This window comes from Pseudoalteromonas 'SMAR', assembly GCF_048515945.1.
Taxonomy (GTDB): Bacteria; Pseudomonadota; Gammaproteobacteria; order Enterobacterales; family Alteromonadaceae; genus Pseudoalteromonas.
The window spans coordinates 132101-151021 of record NZ_JBLWMW010000003.1; the positions used below are offsets into that span (position 1 = coordinate 132101).

Consider the following 18921-nt stretch of genomic DNA (forward strand, 5'->3'; position numbering starts at 1 on the left):
CTTAATATAGAGCAATAAGTATAACGCTCAGAGCGTTAAATGTTTCTTGGCTCAGCGAGCTTTCAAGGGCTATAAAAAAGCCGAAGCAGTGTGCTTCGGCTAGTTGCGATTATTTTAACTTTTTATCAATCACCGGATAGTGATCCCAAACTTGCTTGGCATCCAGTGAACGCACCAACTTAACATACTCCGCATGAGTCCATGCCAAAGGCGTGGCTGAGTTGGTTCCCTCGCCTACGGTGTAGCCAAATGGGTTTTTGCCCACGCCATCCCATACTTGCTCAGGTAGCATCATGCCTTCGTTGGCAAAGTGCTCCATACCACGAACATAGCTGTTTTTAATGCGCGTTTGTTCGCTGCTATCCAGCTTTCCATCAAGCAGTGCCACAGCAATGTCGTAGTGGCCACGCTCGCCGGTGAAAAACGGCCATACGCGACCACGCTGACCATCGGTGTTTTGACCACCTTCGGCGTAATTGCTGCCGCGTACTTCGTCTTCCCCGTAACCATCATTGCCATAACGACGGTAGCCTGGGTAGCTGTTAACGTCGCCGTCGAACTTAAAGCTGTATTTCACTCTTAGGTTTTCGGTGATCGACTCATCATCGTACTCTGGCATGGTCGCCACAATGCTAGGAGCATCAGCAGCACGGACACCATAACGCACCAGCTCTAAAAAGCCACCGTCGATAATTTGCTTTTTGTCCATACCCGCGCGGCCATTGTTACTGTTCAGTGGCGTGCTTGAGTTAGGATCTTGGTCTTGACCAATACGGAAAAAGTAATGGCCATCACTGTTGTCACTTTGTAAATTGCCTTCCGTGGTAAACATTAACGCTTCGACTTGGCTGTCATATTGCTTGGCAGTGGCTAAGAATTTTTTCTCTGCGGCGCTATCCCCGGCTATTTTAGCAATATCACTGGCGGTGATAAGACCTGCAATAATCGCTGCAGTGGTCGATGGCGAGTAGCCATTTTGTTCTTCCCAACGCTCTTGCTGCGTCGCCGGTGGCGTGATCTGGGTGTCATTCCAAAGGATTTTTGCCAAACCGCCATCCACTAGGAAGTTGGCCGCAGGCTTAAGCATCTTGTTGTACCAGTAAACCAGCTTGTCATCGCTTAATACCCCAGCCTGCCAAAGCTTCCAAGCGAGCATGATTGGCATGGCAGTTTGGTCTAGCTGCACGCCAACCCATTCCAACTCACCATCGACATGGGTTTTTTGTAAGAACCAGCCGGTATCGCCTTGATTACCTGGCGTATTATCTGTGACTTGCACTTTTTCTAGGTATTCAAACGCCGTCAGTGCCGTGGCGCTATCACCCATTGCTAAGAAGGCCATCGCCACTTGATAAAAATCACGTACCCATACGGCCTTGTAACCGGTGTGTCCTTGCTCTGCTGGCACTGTGTCTCCCCACGGGTTCGACAATGACGCAATTAAGGCTCCGGCATGAGTTTTATCTTCTTGCGCTTTAAGCACCAAGGCACTGGTGTAAAGCAGTTTACCATTATCCGTGGTGTTATCTGTCATGTTGGCAAGCGGCTCAAGTGACGCCATATAGTCTTCCCAGCCGATGTGTTCGCCAGCACCATTATAGGCGGCTAGTACTTGCTCATAACCGCGAGACAGTGTTTTAGCCCCTTCAGCAAAGCTTGCTTGTTGTGATTGCCCAAAGCTTAGCGCTAAATCAAAGCTTGCACTGCCATCCACAGCGCCTAAATGTGCTAACCAATTAACATTTCCGGCTTTGTCGCCTGTGGTGCTGTAGCTGGCTGCCATTTGTTGATTTGTCTTTAGCGCTTCGAGGTTGTCACTGCTGCCAGTAAATCCAACCGATGCTTTGGCAAAGCCTGACTGGCTTTGCAGGGTTAAGTAATTGTCGCCTTCAAACGCCACCAGCCCCTGCTCGGTCACGGCAGCACGGTCATTGAGGCCATTATTATTGACATAAGGGTTGACGTTAACATAGGCATTTAACCCTTCGATGTTACTGTCAAGCTTGGCACGGACAAACAAGGTTTGGCCATCTGGGTCGGTGAAGATATGCTTTTCCAGCGTAAAGCGACCTTGCTTATCTTTACTGGTGATTTTATAAGCCAGTGACAGTGGCCGACCTACTTGGTCTTTATGTAAATAATCAATCTCAACGTCGAGTTTATCGCTTTGTGATTCTGCCACGGTAAAGTCAGGGCCAGTTACAATAAACTGCATGTCTTTGATTTGTGCTTGGTGAATAAGGCCAAACATGGTTTCGGTGACCATGCCTTTAGCCACAGAAAACCACACTTTTGAAACGGTTTTGGTGTCGGCCTCATTGCTGTATTGACCGTTCACATAAGCTTCATACGACGTGCCAATACCGGTTTTACCTGAATACGCCCAATAGGGTTTATCGCCAGGCGCCCCTGGGGCAACCACAAGCTCATTGGCGCTGTGATTACTGCCACAGCCGATAAGTCCTGCGCCAACCAACGCAAGTGCTAATTTAGAATACTTGATCATTATGTTCTCCTATTGAGCCGACGTAGTGACTCTTGATACAGCTAATGCAGCAAATAAAAATGACACGCCACCGATGATCAACGCAAAAATAGGCTGATTATCAAATCCGTGACGTAAAATGAGTCCAAGAATGCTGGCGGCCAATAATTGCGGGATAACGATAAAGAAGTTAAAGATCCCCATAAACACGCCCATTTTATTACTTGGCAAAGCATTACTTAACATCGCATAAGGCAGCGATAAGATAGACGCCCAGGCAAAACCGATGCCTACCATAGGCAGCCATAACAAGCTGGGATCGGCGATAAACTTAAAGCTTACCAATGCAACTGCCCCTAAAACTAAGTTAACGGCATGGGCACCTTTTAATCCCAAACGCTTCACCATAACTGGAATGATAAGCGCCGCGATGGCCGCGAAGCCATTGTAGGCGGCAAACAACACGCCAACCCAATCTGCACCATCGTTATAGAGCTTAGAGGTAACATCAGCGGTGCCATAATGAAAGCTAGTGACCGCAGCCGTGGTATAAATCCACATAGCAAACAATGAGAACCAACTAAAAAATTGCACCACAGCCAGTTGTTTCATGGTTTTAGGCATGGTGAATAAGTCATAGATAACGTGGTAAAAGCCGTTGTCGGTGCGTTTTTGCTGTTGCATTAAGTGAGCAAGTAAAAACACCAAAGCAAATGAAATCAACAAGCCGCTGAGTAAATACAGTTCTTTTTCAAGATTAAGACCCGCTACTAAAGCTAAGATCAACACCCCAAGTGCACCGCTGGCAAGCGCCCCAAATACGTAATTAATGTGTTGGTTAACTTGCTCGCTTACCTCGCCAGCCACACTGGCTTGCTCGAAGGCGGCCAATTGCTCTGGGCTGTATTCTTTGGTTTTAATGATGGTCCACATCACCGCAACAAATAAAATCACCCCGCCCCAGTAGAAGGCATATTTTACGGAATCAGGAATTTCTCCAGCGGCTGCGGTATTACTGACGTCAAACCAATTGGTCATCATCCAAGGTAAGGCAGAAGCCACCACCGCTCCCACGCCAATAAAAAAGCTTTGCATTGAATAGCCAGTGGCTCGTTGCTTTTGGTTGAGGTTGTCGCCGACTAATGCCCGAAAGGGTTCCATGGTGACATTGATAGAAGCGTCCATTACCCACAACATGCCGGCGGCAATCCACAGCGTAGGTGAGTTGGGCATAATAAAGAGCGATAAGGTGGTTAAGATAGCTCCCCATAGGAAAAAGGGTCTTCTGCGCCCTAGTCTCCCCCAAGTTCTATCACTCCAATAGCCGATGATCGGCTGCACAATGAGACCCGTGAGTGGCGCTGCTACCCAGAGAATGGGAATATCATCTACTTTGGCCCCTAAGGTTTGGAATATACGACTTACGTTACCGTTTTGCAGCGCAAAGCCAAATTGGATCCCTAAAAAGCCAAAGCACATATTCCATATTTGCCAAAAGCTCAGGTTGGGTTTTTGTTGTTCTTGTTGCATCACTTACTTCTCTATCCGATACACTGCACTGGCCAATGGCGGCAGTGTAATTTCTGTGGTCACCTGCTCGGCAGATGGCATTAAAGTAATTTCTGGTTGCCCCTCTAAGATATCGGCATATTTGCCCTGCCAAGACTTAGGTAAACGGATGGTCACAGTACGGGCGTTATCTGCATCAAAGTTACTGGCCACAACAATTTTTTGCTGGCCTAACTGACGACCAAAGGCCACCACTTTATCACTGTCATCGACTACTTCAGTGGCAACATAGTCACCGGCAGCAATAGCGGGCAGCTTCGCCATGTTAAGTAGCTTAATGTAGTAAGCCCGTAACGCTCGTTGTGCAGGCGACAGCAAAGCGCCATCGAATTTGCCATTATTCATCCACTTTTGATGCTCTGGTACACCAACGTAGTCAAAAATACTGGTGCGACTCGGTGCTCCAAACCCAGGGTCTTCCGAGCCATCCTCGCCCACAGTTTGGCCAAAGTAGATCATTGAAGGGGATTGGCTGAGTAAATGACTCACCACCATGGCCGGCTTGCCTTTTTCTGGATCGCCAACAAATTCTGGGCTAGCTATGCGCTGTTCATCGTGGTTTTCTAAAAAGTGCAACATATGCGGTGCAATGTCGGCCACACTTCGATGAATATCCAGTACCGCCTGAGCACTGCCCTGACCTTGCATTAATACCTTGAGGGTATCGTACAAGCCAACTTTGTCGTAAAGATAATCCATTTTGCCCAGCTTAAGGTAAGGTCGGTATAAGCTTGGGTTGTACACTTCGGCCAGTAAGAAGGCATCTGGATTAGTTGCTTTAATTGACGAGTTTAAAAAGCTCCAAAACTCCACTGGCACCATTTCTGCCATGTCGTAACGAAAGCCATCGACTCCTTTGTCGAGCCAAAATTGTGTAATGGCTTGGAATTTATACCAGCTGTCTGGTAGCGCTTTGTTTTGCCAAAATTCAAAGTGAGCTTGATGATCCCGTTCAGCGTATTCTGCTGGTAAGGTAGGAAAGTCATAGCTGCCGTCCGGTTTAACGCCATAATTCACTTTCACCGTTTCATACCAATCATTAATATCAGGTTGTGCCGCTCTGGCACCATTGCCGGTCCACTTGGCGGGGTCTTCTTTAAATTGGCCATCAGCAAGCGGGTGTGGCTCCCCGCCTAATACTTGGTAATCATCGCTTTGTGGCACCGCAAACGACTCGCCGACAACGTAGTAAAAGTTATTATTTTTGCTGTACGTCACCGTGGTATCATCGTCAGCGCCAAAGTCTTGGCTACCTGCTGGAGCATTTAATGACTGGTAATTGCGTGCAACATGGTTAGGCACAATATCAATGATCACTTTCAGTCCCGCGTCATGGCTACGCTGAATAAGTGCCTCAAACTCGGCTAAGCGCTGCGCTGGATCCACCGCCAAATCCGGGTTGACGTTATAGTAATCCTTTATCGCGTAGGGGGAACCGGCACGGCCTTTAATGACATCAGGGTCATCTTGGCTAATGCCATACTTGCTGTAGTCCGTGACCAAAGCATGATGCAACACACCGGTATACCACACATGAGTGACACCCATCTTCTTAATTTCGGCCAGTGCTGCTGGGGTAAAGTCGGCAAATTTACCCACGCCGTTTTCTTCGAGTGTGCCCCACGGTTTGTTCACTTGTTTGGTGTTGCCAAACAGGCGGGTGAATACCTGATACACCACAGGTTTACTGATCTGACTTGCGCTTTGGCTGGCAAGACTTGCCTGCTCAGGGGCCTCATTAGGTTGCTGTGGGCTGCAGGCGGTTAAACTTAACGCGCCACCGAATAAAGCGCTGAGCGCCAATAGTATCGATTTCTTTTTCATAGTGTTGTCATAATGCTGTTTTAATTGAGTCTACTTGGCTATGGCGGTGCATTGAACCATCTGCATACGTATTCAAGGGCCTGTTCATTGCCACTTAATTTTCTAATAGCAAGACGTTCGAGGTCATGGCCGCAACAGTGAGTGTTTGTTCTAGCTTAACCACCTCACTGGTTAATAGCTCAGTTGCCTGCTGAACTCCCTTTAGGTGCTTGACAAAACGGCCAAGCTCTATTTGGGTTGCTTGCGGGTTTTTGTTATGCAATACCAGTAGTGTTTGCTCAGGGCTCTGCCTCACGTAGGCATAAATGCCATCAAATGGACTGTAATGAATGAGTTTGCCATGCTGTAAGGCTGGGTTTTGCCGACGCAAGTGCAGCAGTTTACGGGTAAACGATTGCATCTGCTGTTGCGGTGCGCTTAGCCCCTGTCCACTCTTGGCATCGCTGTCTTGGCCTGAAAAACCTCCAGGAAAATCGATGCGAATATCGCCATGGTCGTTCGAAGGCGTATTATCCAATAATACCTCGGTACCATAGTAGATTTGCGGTATACCTCGTGTGGTCAGTAATAATGCCATTGCCATCTTAGTTTTTTCTAAACTTTGACCGAGCTGGCTATACACTCGACTCATGTCATGGTTGTCGGCAAACACCAAAAGATTATCTGGGTTTGGATAGAGAAAGTCATTGGCGATGGAACGATATACTTTGACCCAACCAGTATTCCAATTTTCTTCCTCGTTTAAGGCCTGGATCAATGCCTCCTGCAATGAAAAATCCATCACGCTCGGTAAGCTTGAGGTATAGCCGTCTTTGTTGACCTTGCCAGCCTGCCAATAACTCGCTATTGCCGGGTTTGACGTCCACTCTTCGCCGACAATATTGAAATTGGGGTATTCTTTCATGATCCGCTCGGTCCAGTTTGCCAGAAAAGCTTTATCCGAGTAAGAATAGGTATCCACGCGAATGCCACTGAGGCCAGCGTATTCTATCCACCAAATGGCATTTTGAATAAGGTAGTTGGCCATGTGCTGTTGCCGCTGATTGAGATCAGGCATGGTTGGCACAAACCAGCCCTCAACAAATCGGCGTTTGTCGTATTCGCTGGCATGCGGGTCTTGCACTGTTTGCCTGGCGTGACTGGTACCAGTAAATTGGCCGCCAAAATTAATCCAATCACGAGTCGGTTTGTCTTTCATCCACCAGTGTTCACTGCCACTGTGATTAAGCACCATGTCCATAATGATCCCTATGTTGCGTTTTTTCGCCTCAGCAACTAGGGTTTTGTATAATTCATTGCTGCCCATTCTCGGATCCACCCGATAAAAGTCAGTCATGGCATAGCCATGGTAGGAATAACTGGGCATGTTATTCTCGCGCACTGGGGTCATCCAGATTTGACTGAACCCCATAGTCTGCAAATAGTCGAGATGGTCAATCACCCCCTGTAAGTCGCCACCATGACGACCACCTCGGTATGTTGGCTTTGCCTGCTCAATCATCTCAGGTACAGAGTCATTACTAGGGTCACCATTAGCAAAGCGATCTGGGTTAATAAGATAAATGACGTCTTTACTGGAAAAGCCCTGACGGGTGCGACTGCCCTGTTCTCGCGGCAATAATGGGTAACTAAAAGAAAGGTTTTTATCTTGGTTTAATAGCGTCAGCTCGCCGGCAACCGCATGTTCAGCAATGTCTAGTGTGACAAACGCGTAGTTGGGGCTGTCGCCAAAATTAATCGCCGCAATTTCTACGCCCTCATAAGGCTGTAATTGCCACATTGTCCCTTGAATATCGTCGCCTCGGATCAGCAGTTCAACCGAGTCGTGAGCCATACCCACCCACCAGTTGGCTGGCTCCACTTTTACTGTGGTGGCACTGGCAAAGTGACTGAAGGCCAGCACACTGAAAGCCGCTAAGCGCATCCAACTTTTGAATTTATTCATGATAAATACCTTTGTAAAAATGTCTGATGGTCTGGCAGCTCAGTGACTAAGTTTTGATAGATCTGTTTTAAACTGCTAAACAGCTCTTGTCGCTGCGCGGTGCTAAGCTGTTGTGCCAATGGGTGGTTATCCGTGGCCTCTATTCCTTGACCCACCAGTACTTGCTGCCATGCTGCTTCTGTAAAGAGATCATCGGGGTCACGAAACAAGCGACCACTCTGTTGAAACAGGGCTATTTTATGGCTCAGACGTTCAGGGACCTCCATTTGTTGACACCAGCGCCAGAAAGCACTGTCATCCCGTGTAGTCGCTTTATAATGCAGGATAATAAAGTCTCTTATTTGCTCCATCTCGCGGCTAAAGTCGGCATTGCTCGCCGCCACTAATTGTGCGTCAATACCATGTTTAGGAAAGTGTTTTATCAAACGAATAATGGCGGTTTGAATTAAGTGAATGCTGGTTGACTCCAAAGGTTCCAAAAAGCCACTGGAGAGGCCCACCGCAAAAACATTTTTATGCCATTGCTGACGCCGCATGCCGGTTTTAAATTTAATCAGTTTCGGCTCGGCCAGCTTTTCTCCCTTAAGGTTATCCTCTAAGGTGCTCAGCGCTTCATCATTACTGGTAAATTGGCTCGAAAACACAATGCCGTTGCCGGCTCGATTTTGTAGCGGTATGTGCCACTGCCAACCACAAGAGTGGGCAATGGAGCGGGTGTAAGGGGCGATGTTGTTATCCGTTAACGTGGTAGGCACCGCAAAGGCACTGTCTGCTGCCAACCAGTGTGACCAATCATGGTAACCAACATGCAGGGTTTGTTGAATTAACAGCGCCGCTAAGCCACTGCAATCAATGAAAAAGTCTCCCGCAATAGTGTTACCATCAGTGAGGCGCAAAGCCGTAACCTCACCGGTTTGTGGGCACACTTCCACTTCCTCGACTTCACCATCCACGTGTTTTACCTGTCTGGCCTTGGATTGCGACTTTAAAAATTCAGCATACAGCCCAGCATCGAAGTGGTAGGCATAAGACAAACCCGGCAGCGTGGTATTGGGGACTTTATCAAGGTGAGCGTATTTATTGGCTTTAGCGACTTGGTAGTTTAAGGAAAAGTCCCATAAGCTGTCTTGTGCTCCTGCTTGCTGAGCCTGCAGCCACAAATGATAGAAATCGCAAAAGGGAAAGTTTTTACCGATTTGGCCGAATGCATGCATGTAGCAGCTATCAGTTTGCCCCCAGCCTTCAAACTCAATACCCAGTTTAATGGTGGCTTGAGTCTTGCGCATAAACTCACGCTCATCAATACCCAAGGCACGATTAAAATCGACCATTGGCGGTATACTTGCTTCACCGACCCCTACTGTGCCAATTTTGCTTGACTCCACTAAGGTAATGGCAATGGTATCCCCCATAATTTTTGAGAGTAACGCGGCGCTTAACCAACCGGCCGTACCACCACCAAGTATCACCACATTATTTATTTTCTGCTGCATTTCACTGTCCCCAAATACACAAAAGCCCTTGCAATTATAGACAAGGGCTTTTCATCTGCTTGTTCTAATTAGAACTTATAGCTTACGCCAAGCATGTAACTACGACCGTAGTCTTGGTAGTCACGAACTTGCAAGGCGTTATCACCAGACAATGCTGTGAATGGCTCTTCGGTGATGTTCTGCACTTGGAAGTTAATCGCTAGACCTTCCAGTTGTTCGAAGCCACCTTCGGCAAAGTCGTATCCAATTTGAGCATCCCAAATGGTTTCACCTTGAATATCCACTTGCACTGTATCAAACCCTAGGCCATACACATCGCCTTTAAAGTCGCTACGCTTACGCATGCTGGTTCTGAATTGGAAGCCATAGTTTTCATAGTAAAGCGTGAAACTTTGGATTTTATCCGATAGACCTGGTAGCTCGTATTCATTGCCATTTTGGTCTTCAATATCAGAATCGACACCAGTGTGGCTGGCAATTAAACCAAAGCCTTCAAGACTGTCATGGAACATGTTAAACGGTAGCGTTACTGCCAGTTCGTAACCACTTAGGTCACCACCACCACCATTTACTTTACCGCTGCCGGTACCCATGCTGTTGGCTGGTACGTTACCTGTGGCCGGATCGGCAACCCCGGTAAGATCAACTTGGTAGTTACCGTCAAAGATCCACGATGATAAATCTTTATAGAAGTAGGCCGCTGAGAAGTAACCTTCTGGGCTGAAGTAGTTTTCATACGTTAAATCAAAGCCTGTTGCTTCTTTTGGCTCAAGCTCTGGGTTACCACCAGAAACACTCCAGTAGTTACCATTGTCATCCGGCTGTTGGTTGTAAGATGCACTGAAAGAGGCATTCATTTCATCCAATCGTGGACGTGAAATCGTCTTCGCATAACCAAATCGTACGGTTTGGTCTTCGTCTATCTTCAGTGACAAGTTGACACTCGGTAGTAAATGCGAGTAGTCATGACTTGCTGACGTCGGTGACGTAACCACTTTACCGTCGATGGTATCAAAGGCATTGCCATCTGAGCTTTGCTCAGTTCTGACATAACGCAGACCAGCATTACCTGTTAATGGCATGCCTGATAGTTCATAGTCGATACCAACTTGAACGTAAGCGGCCATGACTTCTTCTTCAACAGACCAAGATTTAGTCGCGTGGCTAGAGTTCGTCAAGCTTTCCGCTAACAGGTCAAACTGACCATCGGCGACCATGGCACGCGAGTCGTAGGCAATCATGTTACCCATGCCAATAAAGTCAAGGTTTGCTGTGCCTAGGCGGTACTCTTCTGGCACCGTTAACATGCCAGGGTTGTCTGGGTATGAGAAGCTGCCTACCGTCATGAAGTAACCTTCAGAATCTTTACTCTTCTCGCGGTTACGGTATGACAAGCCATACTCGACTGATTTCAAAACGCTGTTATCAAGTGACTGTTTAGCTGCTAATTTTAGTGAGCTTAATTCGTCTTCCACCGTTGGTGCATTAATAAAGCCATCTTGTAGTTGGTTTTCGTAATCCGTACCAACAACGCCGTATTTTTCATTCAGCGCCGAGCTCCAGCCCCAGCTTAATGGTCCACCGATCTTCATTAGATCGTAATCACCATAGTCTAATTGGTGTGAGAATACAGCACCGGTATTACCAGAGGCAAAGGCATAACCTAGGTTATCTGCTTGGCCACGAGCATCGCCACGACCTGTACCTGAGTAACTCTCTAAGCTCCAAATCTGACGTTCCACACTTGAGTGACTGGCATCAAACTCTAGCTGCCAGTTGTCAGATAAATCGTACGCCGCGTTAAAACCAAAAGAGGTCAGCTCTGCGTCTCTGTCTTCGTAGTCATTACGAACTACAACGCGTTGCCCTTCCGTTACCGCACTGGTAACAAAGCCACTTTCAGGATCAACCGTAGCGCTGGCTGCCGAAATAGACCCTTGACCCCAAGCGAATGGTACTTCAATACCACGCAAGATTTTTTCGTCAGTGAAGTCAACATATAAGGCATCAAACACCATAGATAGACGATCGGTCGGTGCCGCTTCTACCACTAACATAGCCGAGTCACGCTCAAGAGTTGATGAACGCACAAATGGCTTAGCACCACCTAAAATAGAGTACGTTTGACCGTCGTTGCCTTCAAACTCAGGGTAACCCCAAGCATTCCAACGCTTCTCTTGGTTAGGCGAAGTCATGGTGGTTAAGGCAAACGCCACACCAATAGTGTCATCGGCAAATTTGTCAATAAATGAGAAAGTGCCACGCAGGCCACTGTCGTTGCCATCTGGGTTTAACTTGTCAAAGCCAGTTTGCTCATAACCTAGGTTAACCTGCATTACACGTTCATCTGTGCTTAGCGGCTTCACGGTTTGCATGTCGATAACACCGGCAATCCCTTCCGCTTCTAGGTTTGCGCTTGGGGTTTTGTATACGGTAACACCGCTCATGATTTCAGATGGATAAAGGTCGAACTCGACGCCACGGTTATCACCAATAGATACTTGCTCACGACCGTTAAAGGTAGTGGCACTTTCGTTTTCACCAAAACCACGGATTGATACTTTACTGGCGCGACCATCAAGGCGTTGAGCGGTCAAACCTGGTAATCGTGCAATCGACTCTGCGATTGAAGAATCGGGTAACTTACCAATGTCCTCGGCAGAAACAGACTCAACCACTGCGTCCGAGAAGCGCTTAGTATTAATAGATTGAACGACACTCGCGCGGAAGCCTTTAACTTCAATCACCTCAACTTTTTTCTTTTCTTCCTCTGAGGTGGATGATTGCTCTTCCGCAAAGGCCACTTGACTCATACCTGCTGAGATCAATGCCAACGTGAGTAGACTAGGTTTGAACTTAGACATAATGTTTTATCCCAATTAACCATATTGTTGTGTGCCGGTTTTTCGCATCAGGCGTGCTTGAATGATGAAAAAACGAACGCGCACTATTGTTGTCAGACAAATACTAGCGGTTGATTAAAATTGTAAACAACTTTATGCATACGTATTCAAAGCTAGTTCAAGCGCGATATATTTACAGCTTTTTTACACTGAAAACATTTAACTTATTGGAATAATACAACTTTTATTTTAGTAGGACAGAAGTCCGATGGTGATTTTATGTTTGATTAAAATTCACTAAATCTTAACCTAAAGTCGCTACTCTGACCCTATTTTACCAATAATAAGTCACCGATAAGCGAGTGAAATTCATTTTCGTGCAATTGGTCTTACCAATCAATCCTTGGGTTTGCCCTTTTATTCTTAGCAAGCGGCGTAACTCGCCAAAAATTGGTAAATGAAAATATCACCCATCACCCTACCTTAGTCAGGTCGTTATTTTCGCTACAAAAAAGCTGCATACGTATGCAGCTTTTTTACTCCCCAACCACCTTGGCGTATTCTTTGGGCAACTAATATAGCAGTGGAAGCGTATCGGTCGTTTCAGCCAACGTACTTCACTGCCACAAAATAAAGACGCACACAGGTTGGAGAAAGTGCATGGCAAATCATCAGTGGTGGAAAGGCGCAGTTATTTATCAAATCTATCCGCGCAGCTTCCAAGACAGCAACGCCGACGGTATTGGCGATTTACAAGGAATTATTCAACGCCTTGATTACATCAAGTCACTCGGTGTAGACGCCGTATGGATTTCCCCTTTTTTCAAATCGCCCATGAAAGACTTTGGTTACGATATTAGTGATTACCGTGATATCGACCCTATGTTTGGTAACATTGATGACTTTGATCAATTGATTGCTGAGGCGCATCAGCGCGACATCAAAATTATTATTGATCAGGTGCTCAGTCACACTTCAAATCAACACCCTTGGTTTGTTGCCAGCCGCGAAGACAAAACCAACCCCAAAGCAGATTGGTATGTTTGGGCCGATGCCAAACCCGATGGTAGCCCACCGAATAATTGGCTTTCTATTTTTGGTGGTGTTGCTTGGCAATGGGAGCCGCGCCGTTGCCAATATTATCTACACAATTTTTTAACCGAACAACCAGATTTGAACTTTCATAACCCTGAAGTAAGACAGGCGGTGCTAGACAATGTAGAGTTTTGGTTGCAAAAAGGCGTAGATGGATTCCGTTTGGACGCGATTAATTTCTGCTTCCATGATAAAGCATTGCGCGACAACCCAGCGAAACCAGAAGCCTTACGTCAAGGTCGCGGTTTCAGTGAAGATAACCCTTACGCGTTCCAATATCATTATTACAATAATACCCAGCCTGAAAACTTAACCTTTATGGAAGAGATCCGTGCCTTACTTGAGCGCTATCCAGGCACCGTAAGCCTAGGTGAGATCAGTGCTGAAGATTCGTTGCAAGCTATGGCGGAGTACACTGCGGATGGTAATAAGCTTCACATGGGTTACAGTTTTGAGCTGCTGACTAATGATTACAGTGCTAGCTACATTAAAGAAACCGTTGCTCGATTAGAGTCTGTGATGACTGAGGGCTGGCCATGTTGGGCGTTTTCTAATCACGATGTTGAGCGCGTGGCCAGTCGTTGGGCGCCTGACAATATTGTCGATGACAAGCAGGTAAAAATGCTCACGGCGATGTTGGCATCATTACGGGGCAGCGTCTGTATGTATCAGGGTGAAGAACTGGGTCTGGGGGAAGCGCAATTGCGCTTTGAAGATTTGCAAGACCCATACGGTATTACCTTTTGGCCTAACTTTAAAGGCCGCGATGGTTGCAGAACGCCAATGCCTTGGAGTGCAGAGCAAAACCAGGCCGGTTTTAGTAACGGCGAGCCTTGGTTACCACTGGCCCAAAGTCACCTAAATAGAGCGGTCGCAGAGCAATCTACCGATCCAGAGTCGACCTTAAGCTACTATCAAGCCTTTATGCAGTGGCGCAACCAGCAAGTGGCATTACGCACCGGTGATATTGAGTTTATTGACACACCAGAGCCAATCTTAGCTTTCTATCGTAAAGCTGATGAGCAGACATTATTGTGTGTCTTTAATCTAGCGGCAGAACCGCAGCAGGTTAACCTAACAACAGCCCAAGCTGAGCCTTGCCAATTAAAGCATCAAAGTGGTGAGTTACAAGGCGATGTGCTGACGCTGGCCAGTTACGGTTGCTACTTCGCTAACGTGGTTGAGTAAAAAGAAACGATTTTCCCTGGTGAGTTGGTAAGAGCGGCTTAAGCCGCTCTTTTTTTGTTCTTTTCTGCCAGTGTACTAAGTAGCCCTTCTAAAGTCAGCGCGCGGTGATACAGCCAGCCTTGGTGAACAGTAACGCCGCGATGACGTAAGTATTCTGCTTGTGCCATGGTTTCAACCCCTTCCGCAATCAACTTTTTGTCTAACTTTTCAGCCATGTCGATAACCGCCGACAATACCGGTGATTGTAAAGTGTCTAAGCCAATCGACGCGACAAAGCTTTGGTCAATCTTCAACAAATCAATAGGCAAGCTTTGTAAGTACTGTAAGCCACTGTAGCCGGTACCAAAGTCGTCAATCGCAATTTCAATACCGGCGCGCTTGAGCTCATTGAGTACCGTTTTTATCTGACCTTGGGTGAGCATATCACGCTCAGTCAACTCCACGGTGATGCATGGCAATGCCATTTTTGCTGCCAGCAAGGTATCAATGTAGCGTTTTGAGCTGAGCAATAAGCCATTGACATTAAAAGACACTTTAAAATCTGGCTGCGACTGAGCAAGGTCAGCAAGCTCTGCCATGGCCTGCTCAACTTGCGCGATAGAGATATCTAAAATGGTGCCATCACGCTCCGCTTCTGGGATAAAGTACGCCGGCCCCAGTACCCCTTCAATAGGGTGACGCCACCGGATCAGCACCTCAACCCCAACGATGTCACCACGACTGACATCCACCAGCGGCTGATATACATTAAATAATTCACTGTTATTCAGCGCTTTGATAATTTGAGCCTTATTACTGAGTTGGCGCTTATCATAGCTATTCAATAGTAACGTCAGACCAACACAAGAGACAAGGTAGACCAATACTAAGCTCAATACCCAAATCCAGCTTATCGCGATGAGTTCAGCATCGTTCTTTGCAACAATCAAGCTCATTTGAGTCAAGCTGGGAAGCGGACTGACATAGGCAAACTTCACCTGGCCATCATCAAAGCGGCTTTCTACCACCGTTGAGTTGGCTTGTGGAAATAAGCTTCGCCCTAACGGTAGCGAATAGTCGCCATTGAGAAAAACGGGTACCCCGGTGCGATTATCCACCAGGGCAACAAAATCGGTATTATGGTGTGAAGAAATGTCTAATGCAGTTTTCAACCAATGATCTGGCATTAGGACATTGACCTCATAACCATCAGCTCTGGTCCGTGCAAGTACAAATGCGGGGAGCTCTAAGTAGTCCGTAATGATTGGACCGTAATAGCGCAAACCAGGCTGTTTAATTGGCATGGTAGTCGCTACAGGAGGGTTGAGTTTACCAAAGGAGTTACAAACCAGCTCACCGTTTGGATTTATCACACCAATCTCACTCATGCCTGGATTAGCGAACACCAGGCGACGCATGTACTGCAGACTGGCGTTATCACAGTTAGGTGAAAGGTTAACTGCGTGTTTGAGAGTATCGTCTACTACCGCGAACTCTTTATCTATGTCAGCGACAATGCGATTCGATACTGCAATAAGGTTCGATTTAGCTGTTTCTTTTTGATGCACATAAGCCAATGCGGCCATAATGGCAAAAATAAAACTACATGCCAGCCAGGCGGCAAAGATATTTTTTACTAACTTGCTTAAGGAGTGTACTCCTCGCATAAGCTCGTCACTCCATAGAAACTCAATCAGCGAGGAGTGTAGCTAGCATTTATGACAATAGCATTGCAACTTAAAGCAAGCTTGAGCAAAAGCCCCTGAAAGTAAAAAAGCCTTGGCAGTCATGCCAAGGCTTTTTTCAGTGCTACAAGTTTTTACTGGTGCCGACCTCAACACGGGTTTTTAACTTTTGCCCAGGGCGAAAAGTCACCACGCGTCGCGCAGAGATAGGAATATCTTCCCCCGTCTTTGGGTTCCTACCAGGACGTTCCTTCTTATCACGAAGGTCAAAGTTACCAAAACCGGAAAGCTTCACTTGCTCGCCGTTTTCTAGCGCTGAGCGGATTTCTTCAAAAAACGCTTCAACTAAGTCTTTGGCATCTTTTTTATTGATCCCCAGTTTTTCAAATAGGTGTTCAGCTATGTCGGCTTTAGTAAGCGCCATATCTAGTCCCTCAACGATGCATTGAATTGTTTGGCCAGTTCGGCCACCACGTTTTCTACCACCGCGTTGATGTCTTTCTCTTCGAGCGTTCTATCAACGGCTTGTAGTGTCAGAGCAATGGCTAAACTCTTGTGATCAGGTTCAACCCCCTGCCCTTTGTACACATCGAATAAGTTTAGGTCAACTAATTGATTTCCGCCAACTTTCTCAATGCACTCTAAAATATCGCCTATTTTTACGTCATCTGCAACTAAAATAGCAATATCTCTGCGATTTGATGGGAATTTAGAGATGCTAACTGCTTCAGGTAATTGACGATTTTCAAGTGCCGCCAGTTCGATTTCGAACACAAATGGCGTATCTTTCAGCTCTAATGGCTTTAATAACTGTGGATGCACCGCGCCGACAAAGCCCACTTTTTTACCATCGGCATAAATAGCGGCTGATTGGCCAGGGTGCAGGCCATCGCTGGCTTCTGCTTTAAAGCTAAAGCGCGATTTATCGTTACACAATGCCAATAACGCTTCAACGTCGCCCTTGACATCAAAAAAGTCCACTTTGCGTGAAGGCACAGACCAATGCTCATTATGGGTATTACCATAGACAATACCGCCAATCACAGGAGTTTGGCGTACGCCGTTTTCCGCGGCTTGGTCTTGGTTGAACTTCAGACCCGTTTCAAATAAACGGATCCGCGATTGCTGACGATTTTGGTTGTAAGAAACCGCGTTAATCAGACCGGTCATTAAACTGACGCGCATCGCCGACATTTCGACTGAAATGGGGTGCGGTAAGATTAATGCTTCTGATTCTGGGTGCAACAGCTGTTGTGCCTTAGGATCAACAAAGCTATAAGTGATCGCTTCTTGATAACCACGACTTACCAGCTCATTTCTGAACTGCGAAGTGCCTAAACGCGCTTCTTTGTGATCGGTCATCTTAAGCTTTGCCGTCGGCGCCACATTTGGAATATTATTATAACCAAACACCCGTGCGACTTCTTCAATCAAATCTTCTTCGATACTGATGTCAAAACGGTAGCTTGGTACTTCTGCCTGCCACTGGTTGTCTGCATAGGTGACGGCTAGCCCTAGACGGGTTAGGATGTCCGTGACTTTATCATCGTTAATATGATAACCAATAACACGGTCAAGGCGCTCGCGACGTAAGCTCACTTGGCGTGGCGCAGGTAGGTCTTGTTGTGACACAGCCTCAACGATAGGGCCCGCTTCACCGCCAACAATGTCAAGTAACAAGGCCGTTGCTCTTTCCATGGCATCGCGCTGTAGCTCAGGGTCAACACCACGTTCGTAGCGGTGCGAAGCATCAGTATGAAGGCCGTAGCTACGTGCTTGACCGGCAATAGCCAGCGGCGCAAAGAACGCGCTTTCTAATAAAATATCTTTGGTTTCTGTGTTGACGCCCGACTGCTCGCCACCAAAAATCCCCGCCATTGCCAGTGCCTTATTATCGTCAGCAATAAGCAAGGTTGAGGTATTCAATTTTGCAGTATTGCCATCAAGCAATACCAGCTCTTCGTTTTCATTGGCATTGCGAACTTTAATGCCGCCTTCAATTTGGTCTAAATCAAACGCGTGCATTGGGTGGCCGAGCTCTAGTAACACATAATTGGTGACGTCAACCACTGGATCAATGGAGCGTACGCCACAACGACGGAGCTTTTCGACCATCCAAAGCGGTGTGGTTGATTTCACATTGACGCCTTTAATAACGCGACCGAGATAACGTGGACAGGCTTCACTGTTGACCAACTCAATGCTGATTTTGTCATCAATGGTTGGTGTCACTGGGGTAATTTCCACAGCCGTGACATCGAAACTATTCAATACGCCAACTTCACGTGCAAGCCCTTTGATACCTAGGCAATCACTGCGGTTCGCCGTTAAGTCAACGTCGATAGTAACATCGTCTAAGCCAAAGTACTGGCGAATATCTTGACCAATTGGAGCATCCGCTGGTAACTCTAAAATACCTTCTGAGCTTTCTGCCATACCCAGTTCTTCAAATGCACATAACATGCCGTGTGACGGCTGACCGCGCAGCTTGGCTTTTTTGATTTTGAAGTCGCCAGGGAGTACCGCGCCTACTTTCGCAACCGCTACTTTAAGCCCTGCACGACAGTTTGCTGCACCACAGACGATGTCGAGCAGCTCATCATCACCAACATTGATTTTTGTTACTTTTAATTTGTCTGCGTCTGGGTGTTGACCGCATTCAACTACTTCACCAACCACAACGCCTTGGAAGTCACCGGCAACAGCATCAATACCATCTACTTCTAAACCAGCCATTGATAGCTGTTCAGATAATGCCTCAGTATCAATTGCTGGATTAACCCACTCGCGTAACCACTGTTCACTGAATTTCATA

Annotated in this window: 10 protein-coding genes; 1 reads left to right on the forward strand and 9 read right to left on the reverse strand. The window is 46.8% G+C overall.

Going from position 1 to position 18921, the window contains the following annotated elements:
- Positions 1-109: 109 nt before the first annotated feature.
- From ACNKW2_RS02665 to ACNKW2_RS02690, 6 genes are all read right to left on the reverse strand, one after another.
- A complete protein-coding gene (locus ACNKW2_RS02665; protein WP_419147168.1) occupies positions 110-2506 on the reverse strand; it encodes a glycoside hydrolase family 15 protein in 2397 nt (798 codons plus the stop codon).
- A gap of 9 nt (positions 2507-2515) precedes the next feature.
- Positions 2516-4015 carry an MFS transporter gene (locus ACNKW2_RS02670; protein ID WP_419147192.1) on the reverse strand — a complete coding sequence of 500 codons (1500 nt, stop codon included), beginning with the start codon at positions 4013-4015 and terminating at the stop codon, positions 2516-2518.
- Between the two features lie 3 nt (positions 4016-4018).
- The gene (locus ACNKW2_RS02675) at positions 4019-5878 is read right to left on the reverse strand and encodes an alpha-amylase family glycosyl hydrolase (protein WP_419147169.1); all 1860 of its coding nucleotides are present in this window, start codon (positions 5876-5878) and stop codon (positions 4019-4021) included.
- Between the two features lie 94 nt (positions 5879-5972).
- On the reverse strand, positions 5973-7823 hold the full coding sequence (locus ACNKW2_RS02680; protein ID WP_419147170.1) for a glycoside hydrolase family 13 protein: 1851 nt from the start codon (positions 7821-7823) through the stop codon (positions 5973-5975).
- The gene (locus ACNKW2_RS02685; RefSeq protein WP_419147171.1) at positions 7820-9316 is read right to left on the reverse strand and encodes a tryptophan halogenase family protein; all 1497 of its coding nucleotides are present in this window, start codon (positions 9314-9316) and stop codon (positions 7820-7822) included. The genes ACNKW2_RS02680 and ACNKW2_RS02685 overlap by 4 nt, the downstream gene beginning before the upstream one ends.
- Positions 9317-9384: 68 nt before the next feature.
- Positions 9385-12180, reverse strand: a complete 2796-nt coding sequence (locus ACNKW2_RS02690; RefSeq protein WP_419147172.1) for a TonB-dependent receptor — start codon at positions 12178-12180, stop codon at positions 9385-9387.
- Between the two features lie 639 nt (positions 12181-12819).
- On the opposite strand from ACNKW2_RS02690, the gene ACNKW2_RS02695 reads away from it, so the two are divergent.
- Positions 12820-14442, forward strand: coding sequence for an alpha-glucosidase family protein (locus ACNKW2_RS02695; RefSeq protein ID WP_419147173.1), 1623 nt, complete (start codon positions 12820-12822; stop codon positions 14440-14442).
- A gap of 38 nt (positions 14443-14480) precedes the next feature.
- Here ACNKW2_RS02695 and ACNKW2_RS02700 read toward each other — a convergent pair whose 3' ends face one another.
- The 3 genes from ACNKW2_RS02700 to pheT form a co-directional block, all read right to left on the reverse strand.
- Complete coding sequence (locus tag ACNKW2_RS02700; protein ID WP_419147174.1) at positions 14481-16088, reverse strand: EAL domain-containing protein; 1608 nt, start codon at positions 16086-16088, stop codon at positions 14481-14483.
- Between the two features lie 142 nt (positions 16089-16230).
- Positions 16231-16530 (reverse strand): integration host factor subunit alpha, encoded by a 300-nt coding sequence (gene ihfA / locus ACNKW2_RS02705; protein ID WP_010377997.1) that lies wholly within the window; start codon positions 16528-16530, stop codon positions 16231-16233.
- Between the two features lie 2 nt (positions 16531-16532).
- A complete protein-coding gene (pheT, locus tag ACNKW2_RS02710; RefSeq protein WP_419147175.1) occupies positions 16533-18920 on the reverse strand; it encodes a phenylalanine--tRNA ligase subunit beta in 2388 nt (795 codons plus the stop codon).
- Between the last annotated feature and the right edge of the window lies 1 nt (position 18921).

Excerpts from the sequence above, each read along its gene's own strand:
- ACNKW2_RS02695 (WP_419147173.1), top strand. The coding sequence starts at position 12,820 with ATGGCAAATCATCAGTGGTGGAAAGGCGCAGTTATTTATCAAATCTAT.
- ACNKW2_RS02675 (WP_419147169.1), bottom strand. The coding sequence starts at position 5,878 with ATGAAAAAGAAATCGATACTATTGGCGCTCAGCGCTTTATTCGGTGGC.
- pheT (WP_419147175.1), bottom strand. The coding sequence starts at position 18,920 with ATGAAATTCAGTGAACAGTGGTTACGCGAGTGGGTTAATCCAGCAATT.
- ACNKW2_RS02700 (WP_419147174.1), bottom strand. The coding sequence starts at position 16,088 with ATGCGAGGAGTACACTCCTTAAGCAAGTTAGTAAAAAATATCTTTGCC.
- ACNKW2_RS02680 (WP_419147170.1), bottom strand. The coding sequence starts at position 7,823 with ATGAATAAATTCAAAAGTTGGATGCGCTTAGCGGCTTTCAGTGTGCTG.
- ACNKW2_RS02670 (WP_419147192.1), bottom strand. The coding sequence starts at position 4,015 with ATGCAACAAGAACAACAAAAACCCAACCTGAGCTTTTGGCAAATATGG.
- ACNKW2_RS02690 (WP_419147172.1), bottom strand. The coding sequence starts at position 12,180 with ATGTCTAAGTTCAAACCTAGTCTACTCACGTTGGCATTGATCTCAGCA.
- ihfA (WP_010377997.1), bottom strand. The coding sequence starts at position 16,530 with ATGGCGCTTACTAAAGCCGACATAGCTGAACACCTATTTGAAAAACTG.
- ACNKW2_RS02665 (WP_419147168.1), bottom strand. The coding sequence starts at position 2,506 with ATGATCAAGTATTCTAAATTAGCACTTGCGTTGGTTGGCGCAGGACTT.
- ACNKW2_RS02685 (WP_419147171.1), bottom strand. The coding sequence starts at position 9,316 with ATGCAGCAGAAAATAAATAATGTGGTGATACTTGGTGGTGGTACGGCC.